Below are 13,988 nucleotides of genomic sequence, written 5' to 3' on the forward strand. Positions count from 1 at the left end.
GATGGCTCACATTATCGAATTGACGGATGCCTTATCAAATAAAATCGCGGCTGGTGAAGTGGTCGAACGCCCTGCTTCCGTTGTGAAAGAACTTGTGGAAAACGCGATTGACGCTAAAAGTACCGTTATTGATGTGCTAGTGGAAGAAGGTGGCCTGAATAAGATTACGATTATCGATAATGGTGTCGGAATTCGCGCCGAAGAGGTCTCTGTTGCCTTTAAACGCCATGCTACGAGCAAGATTAAGAACGAACATGATTTGTTTCGCGTGCATACGCTAGGCTTTCGTGGCGAAGCTTTGCCGAGTATTGCCTCGGTGTCGTTCTTAGAAATGACGACCGCGACGGGTGATGGTGCGGGAACGAAGATTGTTGTGGAGGGCGGGAAAGAGATTGAGAAGCATAGTGCCCAGGCTAGAAAAGGCACGGAGATTCAAGTTTCTAATCTATTTTTCAATACACCGGCACGTTTGAAGTATTTGAAGAGTTTGCATACGGAGCTTGGCAATATTACGGATATCATGAATCGGTTGGCCTTGTCGCATCCGGAGATTAGCTTTCGTTTCTCGCATAACGGGAAAAGTTTGCTGAAAACGAACGGGAATGGCGACTTGCAACAAGTGATGGCTTCGATTTATGGGCTTGCTGTTGCGAAAAAAATGATTCCGATTCAAGCGGAGTCGCTGGATTTTAAGTTGACGGGATACGCGGCTTTGCCTGAGGTGAACCGCTCGAATCGTAACTATATTTCCACGATTGTAAATGGCCGTTTTATTAAAAACTATGCGCTTGTTCGGGCGATTCAGGATGGATATCATACGCTGCTTCCGATTGGTCGCTTTCCGATTTTAGTTTTGCAGATTGAAATGGACCCTTTGATTGTGGATGTGAATGTGCATCCTGCCAAATTGGAGGTTCGTTTGAGTAAGGAAGCGGAGTTGGGTCAGTTTATAGCGAGTACGTTGAAAGCCGCGTTTCATAAGGAGCAGTTGATTCCTGATGCTGCGCCTTCGAAACGGCAGAAGTTGGCCTCAGAGCAGTTAGCGATCAATTTTGATAAGGAAGAGGAACCCGAGGAAGTTGTAGCGGAGACGCCGAAACCGATTGTGACACCTACTTATTCGACGGCACCGAAGACACAAACGGAGTTGCCGACGAGCGATGCATTGCCGGATGAAGCCCCACTTTTTATCAATGAGGATTTCGCGGCATATGATGTGGCGCCAAAGATGGAAGAGGCTGCGCCAGTGGAAGTTCCAAAAGAGCGGATGCCAAAAATGTACCCGGTTGGTCAAGTTCACGCGACTTATATCGTTGCGCAAAACGAGACGGGAATGTATTTGATCGATCAGCACGCCGCACAAGAACGGATTAAGTATGAGTTTTATCGGGAAAAGATTGGGGAAGTGGATCGGGAATTGCAACAGCTGCTTGTTCCGATTGTCCTTGATTTTTCGACGGATGAGTTTATTAAATTACGGGATCAAAAAGCGAAATTAGAAGAAGTCGGCGTTTTTCTTGAGAATTTTGGGCAAAATAGCTTTATTATTCGGGAGCATCCGACGTGGTTACCTAAGGGTGAGGAAGAGAGTACGTTGCGTGATATTTTAGACGAGGCGCTCACGAAGCCACAGGTTAGTATTCATAAATTGCGGGAAGATGCGGCGATTATGATGAGTTGCAAGAAATCGATTAAAGCGAATCATTATTTAACGCAGGCGGATATGGAAAAATTGCTAGATACATTGCGCGAAGCAAGCGATCCATTTACGTGCCCACATGGTCGACCAGTCATCATTTCTTATTCGACGTATGAACTCGAAAAAATGTTTAAGCGTATTATGTAAAATTTTAAAGGAGAGAATCACATGTCGTTTAACGGTCAAACTGTCATACCTGCCGCGCATAATCACCGGGATGTAGAGAAAATTCTTAGTCTGGACGCGGAATATATGGTGATGTTAGAAACGCAGGTTGGGCAACTGAAATCGCTCGTAAATTTGGCCGCTTCTGGTGGTAAAAAGGTCATCTTACACGCCGATCTCATTCACGGCTTAAAAAATGATGAGTATGCGGTGGACTTCTTGTGTCAAGACGTTCGCCCAGCTGGAATTATTTCGACAAGAGGAAACGTTATTTTAAAGGCAAAACAACATAAGGTGCTCGCGATTCAGCGTTTATTTATGCTAGACTCGAGCGCGTTTACGAAAGGCACGGCGCTGGTTCAGAAAATAAAACCGGATTATATTGAATTATTGCCTGGAATCTTGCCTACAATGGTGGAACAAATGACGGAGCTGCTCCACATTCCTGTCATTGCGGGTGGCTTGATTACAACGCAGGCACAGGTTGACGAAATTTTAGCAGCGAAAGCAACGGCTATCACGACATCTCAAAAATCACTTTGGAAATGAGGGATTAGGAAGATGGGAAAGATTGTTGTTATTGGAAGTATTAATATGGATATTGCGACGGAACTGGCTGGGATGCCGGAACTTGGTGAAACGGTGAAGGGTCAGGATGCGGTGATTTCACCGGGAGGCAAGGGTGCGAATCAAGCAGTTGCCGCCGCGAAACTTGGTGGCGATGTGGTGATGGTTGGTATGATTGGAAACGATGCGTTTGGCGCAGATGCTTTGGCGAATCTGAATTCTTTTTGTATTGACGTGACGCATGTGCGCGGTGTGGATTTGACGACTGGCTTAGCGATGATTTTGCGGGAACATGGAGACAACCGGATTATCGTGGCTCCTGGGGCGAATAATGCTTGGCCGGACGACTTGATGTTTGATGAGATTATCGCTGGGGCATCGATTGTGTTACTGCAAAATGAGATTCCGTTCTCGGTCATTGAAAAAGCGGTGGATGTTGCGGTACAGCACGGGATTCCAACTGTGTTTGATCCTGCGCCTGTGGATCGTTTTCCGGTTGCATTCTTGCGGAAGATTACGTATTTGACGCCGAATGAGACGGAGTTTAAGCAGTTACCAGATGACATTTTGCAAGGGAACACGGAAGCACTGCTTGTAACGCGGGGAAAAGACGGCGTCCGGGTTTGTGATGCTGATGGAGATACGGATATACTGGCAGTGGATGTGGAAGTCAAGGATTCCACTGGGGCAGGGGATACGTTTAACGGTGCTTTCGCGGTTGCCATTACTGCAGGGAAATCCTTGCATGACGCCGTCCGTTTTGCTAACCAAGCCGCTGCACAAAGCACAACAAAAATTGGTGCCCAAGTCGGCATGCCATTCTTAGAAGATATAGAAGCTAATCTCGAAAAATAGAGGTTAGTTTTTTTATTTGGAACAGTCGTGCAGAAAGTGAGATATAGCAACAAAATCTGATTTGATACAGCGGATAGAAAACAACTACTGTTATAATACAGTGGTGTAGATTTGGAATAGTACAGGAATGTTACAATGTTGCAAGTAAATTATTTTTGTACTTATTTAATAATCATGACAATATAAGAAAGTATGTGATACCAATCACTTGGCGCTAAAAAAGCAATGAAAGCACTTTAATTTTGTTAGAATGCAGTAAAATTTTTATGTGAAAACTGTAGCATTATTTTTATTTTGTGGTATGATAACAGTATAGAAGTTACTTGGGTAGCTTTGCTCAATTTTTAACGCTCATAAACGAACAATGAAACGTAGGAGGTTTCCGTGATGAAAGAACAATGGTTTGAATTTACAGGTGGTAACTGGGAAAACGAAATTGACGTAAGAGACTTTATTTTGAAGAACTACAGATTATACGAAGGTGACGACACTTTCCTAGTAGGTCCTACAGATGCAACATCGCAATTATGGGATCAAGTTATGGATTTAACAAAGCAAGAGCGGGAAAACGGCGGCGTGCTAGATATGGATACAAAAATCGTATCGACTATCACATCACATGATCCTGGATACTTAAACAAAGATTTAGAAACAGTAGTAGGCGTGCAAACAGATGTACCTTTCAAACGCTCACTACAACCGTTTGGCGGCATCCGTATGGCAGAGCTTGCATGTGAAGCTTATGGTTATGAAGTCGACAAAGAAATTTCAAGCATTTTCAGAGATTGGCGTAAAACGCATAACCAAGGTGTTTTTGATGCTTATAATGACGAAATGCGTGCAGCTCGTAAATCTGGTATTATTACAGGACTTCCAGATGCATACGGCCGTGGGCGCATCATCGGTGACTACCGTCGTGTAGCATTATACGGTGTGGATCGCCTAATCGAAGACAAGAAGAACGACTTGAAAAACACAGGACTTCGCACAATGAGCGACGATATTATTCGCTTACGTGAAGAGTTAAACGAACAAATCCGCGCATTAGCTGAACTAAAACAACTGGGAGCACAGCACGGTTTTGATATTTCTAAACCAGCAACAACAGCGCAAGAAGCTTTCCAATGGTTATACTTCGGTTACCTTGCAGCGATTAAAGAACAAAACGGAGCAGCAATGAGTTTAGGCCGTACGTCTACATTCCTTGATATCTTCGTAGAACGCGATCTTCGCAACGGTACATTAACAGAAGTGGAAGCGCAAGAAATCGTGGATCATTTCATTATGAAACTGCGCCTTGTAAAATTCGCTCGTACTCCAGACTACAACGAATTGTTCTCTGGAGATCCAACGTGGGTAACAGAATCAATCGGTGGTATCTCAGAAGACGGTCTACCACTTGTAACGAAGAACTCATTCCGGTTCTTGCATACACTAAACAACTTAGGACCAGCTCCTGAGCCAAACTTAACGGTACTTTGGTCGACACAATTACCATCAGGATTCAAGAAATTCTGCGCTAAAATGTCTATCAAAACAAGCGCTATCCAATATGAAAACGATGATGTTATGCGTCCTAAATGGGGCGACGACTACGGAATCGCATGTTGTGTATCCGCAATGCGTATCGGTAAACAAATGCAATTCTTCGGAGCACGTGCCAATCTTGCAAAAACATTACTTTATGCAATCAACGGTGGCGTGGATGAGAAATCAAAAGCACAAGTTGGACCAGCTTTCCAACCAATCACTTCTGAAGTACTAGACTATGAAGAAGTCATGGCTAAATTTGACGAAATGATGGAATGGATTGCAGAATTATACCTAAACACACTAAACGTTATCCATTATATGCATGATAAATACGCGTACGAACGTCTAGAAATGGCGCTTCATGATACACACGTATTACGTACGATGGCAACTGGTATCGCTGGACTTTCTGTTGCAGCCGATTCTTTAAGTGCTATCAAACATGCGCAAGTAAAACCAATCCGTGATGAAAACGGAATCGCTATTGATTTTGAAATCCTCGGTGACTATCCTAAATATGGAAACAATGACGATCGCGTAGATGAAATCGCCGTTGATCTTCTAAAAGCATTCATGACGAAAGTTAAAAAACATAAAACATATCGTGATTCTGTTCATACAACGTCTGTTCTTACTATCACATCTAACGTTGTATACGGTAAGAAAACTGGTAACACACCAGACGGACGTCGCGCTGGCGAACCATTCGCACCAGGAGCAAACCCAATGCATGGTCGCGATACAAAAGGCGCTCTAGCTTCCTTATCATCTGTTGCAAAACTTCCGTATGAATATGGACAAGATGGTATTTCGAATACATTCTCTATCGTGCCAAAAGCATTAGGTCGCGAAGATGAATCACAAATCAATAATCTTGTTGCAATGCTTGATGGTTACTCAACAAAAATGGGCCATCATTTAAATATCAACGTCTTTAATCGTGACACATTGCTTGATGCGATGGATCATCCAGAAGAATACCCACAATTAACAATCCGTGTATCTGGTTACGCTGTTAACTTCATTAAATTAACACGTGAGCAACAATTGGATGTAATACACCGCACCATGCACGAATCCATGTAATGTCTTTCATCAAACCGAGAAACGCCGATCTCCGTCGTTAAAAGCTCCGTTCCGATGCTCACGTACAAGTCGTACGCTCCGCTTCGGTACTCGCTTTTGCCTAGGATATCAACGTTTCTCGGCCCGATGATGTTTCGCGGGGATTTCGAAGTGCTGCGGGAAAACATTTTTAGGGATTGCGTTTTTTGCAATCCCTGTCTGTTGTAAATTTACTACTTGAAAGGAAGAGGAGTCAAATGTCTGAAGTTATTGGTCGTGTTCATTCCGTGGAAACAATGGGGACTGTGGATGGTCCTGGTATCCGTTTTATTGTCTTTATGCAAGGTTGTTTACTGCGTTGCCAATTTTGTCATAATCCGGATACGTGGAAGATTGGAATCGGGGAGGAAAGAACCGCCCAGGATGTTTTTGAGGAGGCTTATAAGTATAAGGCTTTCATGGATGCTTCAGATGGTGGAATCACAGTTAGTGGGGGAGAACCGTTGCTGCAGGTTGATTTCCTAATCGAGCTCTTCACACTTTGTAAACAAGCTGGAATCCATACAACAATCGATTCTTGTGGTGGTTGCTTTACAAGAGATTCTGAATTCATTGAAAAACTAGATCGTTTAATGGAAGTTACAGATTTAATTTTATTGGATATTAAGCAAATCAATCCAGAGAAACATCTAAAATTAACAACGCGTCCAAATGCGCCGATTCTGGATTTTGCACAGTATCTTGCGGATAAAGAACAGCCAATTTGGATTCGTCATGTATTAATTCCAACGAAAACGGATGATCCGGAAGATTTAACGAAGCTGCATGAATTTATTACGAAGCTACCGAATGTAGCTCGCGTTGAAGTGTTGCCATACCATACGATGGGTGTGTACAAGTGGGAGAGTCTCGGTATCCGTTATCCACTGGAAGGTATTGAAGGTCCAGAAGATGATGTCGTTAAGATGGCGAATACAATTTTAGAAACGCAAAAATATAATTGATGATATAGGAGGGCGCAGATGACATTTTGCGTCCTTTTATTACTTTAAGATTACAAAAACACTTTTTATGTGTCAAAAAAATCAATTTTACGACCATTAATCCTTGAATTATATAACAAACTATGTTTAAATTGTATTATGAAAGAAAAAGGAGGCCATGATGAATGAGACAGAATAGAAGTTCGAAAACCACGCAAAATAATAAGTCATCGAAATTTAAGTGGCTCATAGCTATTGTTTTATCAACACTTGTACTAACCATCGGGGGATTAGTCTTAACAAATAACTTATTCACAAATAGCGCTTCGTCCAAAGAGTTACTTGTCCTCAAAGCTGAAGCCGTTTCTGTGCAGCACTGGAAAGTCCCGGCTAAGCAACAAAGCATTAGTTCTGCGCCGAAAGATCCACCAGGGCCAGCAGCAGGTAAAAAAGTGGTTTACTTAACATTCGATGATGGGCCAAGCATACATTTAAAGCAATTTTTAGAAGTTCTTGAAAAAGAGAAAGCTCCGGCATCTTTTTTCTTTGTTGGAAATGAGTTTGCAAATGGTGACAAAGAAACGTATCAGCGCATGATTGATAGTGGTTTTGTAATTGGCCTACATAGCTATACGCACAATCCGAAGAAACTATATCGTAAAAAAGATCCTACATTTATTAGTGAAATGAGCCGTGAGCGCGACGACTTCGAAAGAATTAGTGGCATTCGTACTAATTTGATTCGAGCGCCTTATGGTAGTACGTACCTTACAAATACACAGGTTGAGCAAACAAAACAGAACGGTTTCCGGTTAGTTGATTGGAATATTGATAGCAATGATTGGCGTTATAGCCCGGGTAATTCAGGTGCCGTATATCAAAATGTGCTATCTCAAGTAAATGCTTATGAAGGCAGCAACGAGCCATTAGTTATTCTATTCCATGAGCGTAAAAACACATTAGATGCATTGCCTAGAGTGATTAAAATGTTACGCGACAAAGGATATGTGTTCCAAGCGTATCACGAGAACGAAACTTTACACCAAAACTTCAAAAAAGATCCTAATTTATGAGTTAGAAGCATTGTTTTTCTTTTAAAAGAGAGAAATGATGCTTTTTATTGTGGATTTGTGCTTTGTCATTATGACGTTATTACTTCCTATAATATATATTATGTAAACTAAAAAAGACAATATGAAATAAGCAGGAAAAAACTTCTCTTCCCTCACTTTTTTATCGCCTTTTCTAGTTTCGCGCTTCATTTTATATAACAATGTTCTATCATTTATTTCTTTTTCTTGTGCGCCTGTTTTTTGAGTAAAGCTCCACATCTTTTTTGTAGAATAAAGCCATCTTTCTAGAACTGCTATGATCAAATACATACAGCGGTCTTAATTTATCCGTACTGACCACGCTGGATAGATTGGATCTTGACATGCCTAAAAATTCTGCTACTTGCTTTTGGGACATTAAGTATTTGTTCAAATCACCGATAAGTTTTTGTTTTATTACGATATCATTTTCATAAAACACCGTTTTCACGCCTTTCTATGATTTTTTACCACGTGGATGATATTTCTGTATGGTGTTTTGTTTTGACTTAATTTCTACTTTTTCATAGATTTGTGTCGTTAGTATAGATATATGGCCCAGTAGTGCCTGGATATACCTGATATCACAGCCATTTTCTAATAATGCAACAGCAAATGAATGGCGCAAAATGGATGGTGTTAGCTTGATATTTAATTCTTTACCAATTGCTGTGATTGCTTGATAAATGATATGTCCATTAACTGTAAGACCCGTTTCCCAATCTATAAGAAAGGCAGAATGGTACAGACCTTGTTTTTCCAGTATGCTTTGTCGCTTTTCTAGATGATTAAGTAGCAGTGGCTCTAGGTTTTCGCTGTAAAAAGTATAGCGCCTGCTACCATTATCGCCTGCCACAACAATACTCCGAGTAATAAAATCGAAATCAGATAGCACTAATCTCTGCATTTCAGAAGGCTTCATACCTGTTGCATAGATAAATTCGAATAGAAAGCGCTGATAATCCGATATTCGACTATTCTCTAGCATTCGGGCATATAATGTGTCGATTTCTTGCTCATATAGTACACGCACAAACTTACGAACTGGGGCTCGCGGTTTAAATCGAGCAAAGGGATTGTTGATATGCGGATTCTCGTTAGATACAAAATGATAAAAATGGCGTAATATCTTAATATGATTGTAAAATGTAGATTTAGCTAACTTGTTTTCTAATTCTTTATAATAGATATAGACCTCCTTTTTAGACACTTCCAATGAGCCGAATCTTTGCATATAGTTCTGAATGATTCTTTTCGATTGCTTTGTCGTCGATTCTGAACGCGATTTTGATCTTAATAAGCTGACATAGTCTTCTAATTCTGGTATGCTTATCACCTCCATTTTTATTATAGCATATTTAGTCGTGATTAATCGATCAAATAAAAACAACATTTTTTTATTGCAAAACGATATTTTTTAGTTTATAATCGATATATATTACTAAATGAGGTGTTTTTATGGAACGTGGATCGACTTTGCTTTTAAAACTTGCTATTGTCTTCATCGGGCTTGTTATACTTGCTCTATGTATTTTTGGATTACCTGCGCTAGCTATGGAAGCAGGTAGAAATGATCCTGATTTCGCGCGATGGCTTTATCCCATTTTGATTACGATGTACCTTGCTGCTGTACCGTTTTTTATTGGCTTGTATCAGGCACTAAAGGTCTTGACTTACATTGATAAACAGAAGGCTTTCTCAGAGCTTTCCGTGCGAGCTTTGAAGCGTATAAAGTACTGTGCGATGGTCATTAGCGGGCTTTACATGCTTAGCTTGCCACTTTTTTATTGTCTCGCGCAACAAGATGATGCGCCTGGAATTGTCGTTATTGGGCTTATTCTTACATTCGCGTCCATTGTTGTTGCTACTTTTGCGGCGGTTCTACAGAGAATTTTGCAAGAAGCAGTGGCTATTAAATCTGAAAACGACTTGACGGTCTGAGGTGAATGATATATGGCGATTATAATTAATATTGATGTGCAGCTGGCCAAGAAGAAAATGAGTGTCACCGAACTATCCGAAAAAGTCGGCATAACGATGGCTAATATTTCAATACTGAAAAATGGCAAGGCCAAAGCTATTCGATTCTCTACGCTAGAAGCCATTTGTTTGGCGCTGGATTGTCAGCCTGGAGATTTATTGGAATACCGGCCTGATGAATCATGACAAAAATAAAGCATGCTAGCAGGAAAGAGCTAGCATGCTTTATTTGATTTTATAGCGCGTTATAATGCTCGTCACTTACTGGTTCTAACCAATTCGTGCCGCCTTTTTGAGGATTTGTTGTAATAGCAAGATGGACAAATTCACTATCTTTTGTTGCACCGTGCCAATGTTTCAGATTAGCCGGGATTGTAACCACATCACCGGTATGCAATTTCTGCGCTAGCTTCCCTTCTTCTTGGTAGTAACCTTCGCCGCTTATGACTAATAGTATTTGACCGCCGTCATGCGTATGCCAATTATTTCGCGCTCCTGGCTCAAATGTCACGTTCCCAATCGGGCAATTAAATTCCGTTCCTTCTGGTACAAGCATTTTCAAGTACGCTGTCCCTGTAAAATAATTATTCGTAATCACGTCACCTTTGTTGAAAATTGCAGACATGCTATCAGCTCCTTCTTAAAAGTCTTTTAACTTCTTCTCCGTCGGCAAAACATGACTGCCGTAATTCTCAATTTTAAAATCTAATCGCTCTAGTGCGCTTTGCATCGTGTCAATCCGGTCCTGCAATTCATTACGCTGCTCTTTTAAAAGTTCTACACGCGCAGGAATCGTAGCATCGCCTTCGCGAAACAGACTCAAATATTCAATCAGCGACTCAATCGAGAGCCCAGCATTTCTCATATGACGACTGAATAAAAGCCAACGTAAATCTTCCTCATCAAATTTACGGACACCATTTTCGTTTCGCCGCACTGGCGGAATTAGGCCAATCCGTTCATAATAGCGGATCGTGTCCGCAGAAATCTGGGTTTCCTCGCTCACTACTTTGATATTCATTCGCGCTTCCCCTCCCTCTATTAAACTTGTTGGCTCGTTGGGCGCAGCAGGATTTCATTCATCGCCGTGTCAGCTGGCGTATCCATAGCAAAAAGAATCGTTTCCGCTACCCGTTCCGGACTAATCGCGACCTCTTCGTATAATTGCTCAATTCCTGGTTTCAAATCCTCATCTGTGATAGTATGCGTCAACTCCGTAGCAACGGCACCTGGTGAAATAATGGTTACGCGAACGTTACTTTTAGCTGCGGCCTCTTCTTGACGCAACGCTTCACTGATTGCTCTGACCGCATATTTTGTCCCACTATAAACGCCGCCCCCTGGATGTGTTTGATGCCCAGCGATAGATGAAATATTGATAAAATGACCGCTCTTTTGTTCCCGCATAGTTGGTAATGCAGCTGCGATTCCGTACAGTACGCCTTTAATATTAATGTCCACCATTCGGTCCCACTCCGCCACTTTTCGTTTATCAAAAGTAGAATGTGGCATTAATCCAGCATTATTTAGCCAAACATCGATTTTGCCGTACGTATCCAATGCGCGTTTTGCTAATGCTTCCACACTATCATGTTTTGCAACATCTGTCACTTGATATACCGCTATACCTCCGTCTTTCTCAATATCCCGAACCAACGCCTTTAAACGTTCTTCCCGACGCGCTCCGAGTACGAGTTTATGCCCTTTTTTAGCGAGAAGTTTTGCAGTCGCTTCCCCGATTCCACTCGATGCTCCTGTAATCACGATTACTTTTCCTGACATATACATTCTCCGTTCTCTATTTTGAATTTCACTACTCCACAACCTTACACCTTGGAGTTCACTTCAAGTCAAGACAAAGCCCTCCAACATCAAAAAGAAAGCACCAACTGCAAAAGATCATCCGACGAATCAGAATTTTACAGCGTGCTTTCCTATTTTTCAGTCGTGTTCTTTTTTCTGATTAATTTGGCCTTTACTATATGAGAATCGTGATTATGATTGGCATCTGCTCGCTCCTCTGGTTAGTTCATCAACGCTTGGTATTTATCAAACAAAGCTAAAAATTCGTCTTCGGTGAACGAAACGTCCTTGTCTTCTAAAATACCTCGGATTTTCTGTAAACACATGTGCCAGCCCGAGATATCACGCGGCGTATGCGTTGTAAGTTCGTTGATTTCTTCAGTGAAGCGAAGCGTTGTTTTCTCGCCTTGCTCCGTCAATTCGAACCGTACCATGTTTTTATCCCAAGTGTATTCCAAAATTGATTTCGGTTCATATACGGTGATTGTCATTTCTTCATATTCGCCATTTCCGAAATCGAATAAGATTAACCCGTCAACGCCAGATTCGCCGACACTTAGCTCAGGGAACCATTGGGCAAAACCTTTCGTTGTCGCAATAAGCTCCCAAACTTTAGCGATTTTGCTGTCTAACTCTAATTCGAATGTCATGATACCCGATGTGTCTGTGATTTTTTGATATTTTTCTTGCATTTTATTTCAACTCCTTATTTTGTTGTGGCTCTTATGAGGCATCCCCTGCCGATTTAGAGCCTCAATATGCATGAGAACGCAGTGAGCAGGTAATCCACCAGCGGCTCTTAAACACCAAATAAAGAACCACCAGCAAATCAAAATTCAACGCGTATACAAACTGAGCATTCGTTCCTTGCCCTGCGTCACGTCTCGCATCTCCGATCCAGCTTCACCAGCCAGCCTCTCGGAAATTTCGTGGCCTCCGCAAAAACCAAAAGAGGGTTTTCACTGCGCCCCCTAACAATTTCTGTCGAGGCTAAACGGGCTGGTTCAGCTTTTCAGGTTTCACAAATAACAATAACACACCACCAATAATAAATAAAACAACGAGGCTTGCGACGCCGTATTGTGTGTGGCCGGTGATTTGGGCGATGACTCCCATTAACGCCGGCCCCATAATCGCTGAAAATTTGCCGAAAATATTGTAGAATCCGTAAAATTCATTGGATCGTTCTTTCGGAATAATTTTGCCAAAATAGGAACGGCTCAGCGCCTGAATACCGCCTTGTGATGTCCCAACTAGCATCGCTAAAATCCAGAAGTCTGTCGCAGTTTTCATGAAAATGGCGTAAATACAGATAATGATATAGATGGAAATCGCAGTGAGTATCAACGCTTTCCCGCCAAAACGTTTCGCGAGCTGACCGTATATAATCGTAAATGGAAACGCGACAATTTGCGTGACTAACAAAACAATGATAAGTGTCGTATCTGAAATCCCGAGATCAATCCCGTACGACGACGCCATGCGGAAAATCGTGTCCACACCATCGATATAAAAGAAATACGCGACGAGAAACAGCACAATATTGCGGTACTGCTTGATATTTTTAAGCGTTTTGCCCAGTCTGATAAAACTGCTACGTACAGGCTTTTTATCATGCGGAATAAAGTAGACTTGATGGACGTTGCGCCACAGTGGAATCGTAAATACGGCCCACCAAACCGCTGTCAGCAAGAATGCCCCATTAAGCAACATCGTTTGGCTAATCGGCAAAATCCCCGTTGCTTGGAAAAAGATAAAAGCGACGAACGGAATACAGCTTCCTAAGTATCCGAATGCATAACCGTATGATGAAATTTTGTCCATGCGATCGTTTGTCGTGACATCAACTAAAAATGAATCGTAAAATATATTCGCGCCGGAAAAACCGATGAGTGACAGCATGTAGAAAATGAGTAGCAGTATCCACTGATCGCTCGGAACGAATACGAAAGCTACTGTAAATGCAATGCCTAGCCACGTAAATAAGCTGAAAAACCGTTTTTTGAAAAATTGATAGTCGGCGATTGTTCCTAGAATTGGCGCTAGTAAGGAAATAAATAGCGTTCCTAAAGAATTCGCGTAACCCCAATAAGCGGTCGACACATGGTCCGCAATCCCCGCATTACTCGCCACGCCTTTAAAATAAATCGGCAAAATCGCCGTCGTAATCATGATGGAATAAACCGAATTACCCCAATCTTGAAAAACCCAGCTCTTCTCTTGTTTCGTCAGTTTCATCTAGACGTA

The 13,988-nt window shown here is 41.8% G+C and carries 15 protein-coding genes; 8 read left to right on the forward strand and 7 right to left on the reverse strand.

The features are described from left to right. Nucleotide 1: 1 nt before the first annotated feature. The 6 genes from mutL (at nt 2) to EP58_RS13025 (ending at nt 7,940) form a co-directional block, all read left to right on the forward strand. On the forward strand, nt 2-1,846 hold the full coding sequence (mutL, locus tag EP58_RS13000) for a DNA mismatch repair endonuclease MutL (RefSeq protein WP_036094045.1): 1,845 nt from the start codon (nt 2-4) through the stop codon (nt 1,844-1,846). Nucleotides 1,847-1,867: 21 nt separating this feature from the next. Continuing rightward, nucleotides 1,868-2,413 (forward strand): glycerol-3-phosphate responsive antiterminator, encoded by a 546-nt coding sequence (locus EP58_RS13005; RefSeq protein ID WP_036094047.1) that lies wholly within the window; start codon nt 1,868-1,870, stop codon nt 2,411-2,413. Nucleotides 2,414-2,425: 12 nt separating this feature from the next. Continuing rightward, complete coding sequence (locus EP58_RS13010) at nt 2,426-3,286, forward strand: ribokinase (RefSeq protein ID WP_036094048.1); 861 nt, start codon at nt 2,426-2,428, stop codon at nt 3,284-3,286. Between the two features lie 387 nt (nt 3,287-3,673). Then, complete coding sequence (gene pflB / locus EP58_RS13015) at nt 3,674-5,905, forward strand: formate C-acetyltransferase (RefSeq protein WP_036094049.1); 2,232 nt, start codon at nt 3,674-3,676, stop codon at nt 5,903-5,905. A gap of 236 nt (nt 5,906-6,141) precedes the next feature. After that, nucleotides 6,142-6,888 carry a pyruvate formate-lyase-activating protein gene (gene pflA / locus EP58_RS13020; RefSeq protein ID WP_036094051.1) on the forward strand — a complete coding sequence of 249 codons (747 nt, stop codon included), beginning with the start codon at nt 6,142-6,144 and terminating at the stop codon, nt 6,886-6,888. A gap of 164 nt (nt 6,889-7,052) precedes the next feature. Next, nucleotides 7,053-7,940, forward strand: coding sequence for a polysaccharide deacetylase family protein (locus tag EP58_RS13025; protein ID WP_052164863.1), 888 nt, complete (start codon nt 7,053-7,055; stop codon nt 7,938-7,940). A gap of 208 nt (nt 7,941-8,148) precedes the next feature. Here EP58_RS13025 and EP58_RS17270 read toward each other — a convergent pair whose 3' ends face one another. Both EP58_RS17270 and EP58_RS13035 read right to left on the reverse strand, forming a co-directional pair. Then, nucleotides 8,149-8,400, reverse strand: coding sequence for a hypothetical protein (locus tag EP58_RS17270; RefSeq protein ID WP_077917918.1), 252 nt, complete (start codon nt 8,398-8,400; stop codon nt 8,149-8,151). 15 nt (nt 8,401-8,415) lie between these two features. Continuing rightward, nucleotides 8,416-9,168, reverse strand: coding sequence for a tyrosine-type recombinase/integrase (locus EP58_RS13035; protein ID WP_236637259.1), 753 nt, complete (start codon nt 9,166-9,168; stop codon nt 8,416-8,418). A 248-nt stretch (nt 9,169-9,416) separates the two neighbouring features. On the opposite strand from EP58_RS13035, the gene EP58_RS13040 reads away from it, so the two are divergent. Both EP58_RS13040 and EP58_RS13045 read left to right on the forward strand, forming a co-directional pair. Then, entirely contained in the window at nt 9,417-9,899 is a 483-nt protein-coding gene (locus tag EP58_RS13040) for a DUF2975 domain-containing protein (RefSeq protein ID WP_036094057.1), read from the forward strand. Nucleotides 9,900-9,911: 12 nt separating this feature from the next. Beyond that, a complete protein-coding gene (locus tag EP58_RS13045; protein ID WP_036094058.1) occupies nt 9,912-10,124 on the forward strand; it encodes a helix-turn-helix domain-containing protein in 213 nt (70 codons plus the stop codon). A 49-nt stretch (nt 10,125-10,173) separates the two neighbouring features. Here EP58_RS13045 and EP58_RS13050 read toward each other — a convergent pair whose 3' ends face one another. The 5 genes from EP58_RS13050 to EP58_RS13070 all read right to left on the reverse strand — a co-directional run bounded on the left by EP58_RS13050 (nt 10,174) and on the right by EP58_RS13070 (nt 13,979). Continuing rightward, nucleotides 10,174-10,563: a cupin domain-containing protein gene (locus tag EP58_RS13050; RefSeq protein WP_036094060.1), complete on the reverse strand. Its 390-nt coding sequence runs from the start codon at nt 10,561-10,563 to the stop codon at nt 10,174-10,176. Between the two features lie 15 nt (nt 10,564-10,578). Next, complete coding sequence (locus EP58_RS13055; RefSeq protein WP_036094062.1) at nt 10,579-10,959, reverse strand: MerR family transcriptional regulator; 381 nt, start codon at nt 10,957-10,959, stop codon at nt 10,579-10,581. A 20-nt stretch (nt 10,960-10,979) separates the two neighbouring features. Then, nucleotides 10,980-11,726 carry an SDR family oxidoreductase gene (locus tag EP58_RS13060; RefSeq protein ID WP_036094064.1) on the reverse strand — a complete coding sequence of 249 codons (747 nt, stop codon included), beginning with the start codon at nt 11,724-11,726 and terminating at the stop codon, nt 10,980-10,982. 236 nt (nt 11,727-11,962) lie between these two features. Further along, nucleotides 11,963-12,433: an SRPBCC domain-containing protein gene (locus EP58_RS13065; protein ID WP_036094066.1), complete on the reverse strand. Its 471-nt coding sequence runs from the start codon at nt 12,431-12,433 to the stop codon at nt 11,963-11,965. A 298-nt stretch (nt 12,434-12,731) separates the two neighbouring features. Next, on the reverse strand, nt 12,732-13,979 hold the full coding sequence (locus EP58_RS13070) for an MFS transporter (protein ID WP_036094068.1): 1,248 nt from the start codon (nt 13,977-13,979) through the stop codon (nt 12,732-12,734). Nucleotides 13,980-13,988 lie beyond the last annotated feature (9 nt).

It is taken from the genome of Paenilisteria newyorkensis (assembly GCF_000766145.1).
GTDB lineage: Bacteria > Bacillota > Bacilli > Lactobacillales > Listeriaceae > Listeria_A > Listeria_A newyorkensis.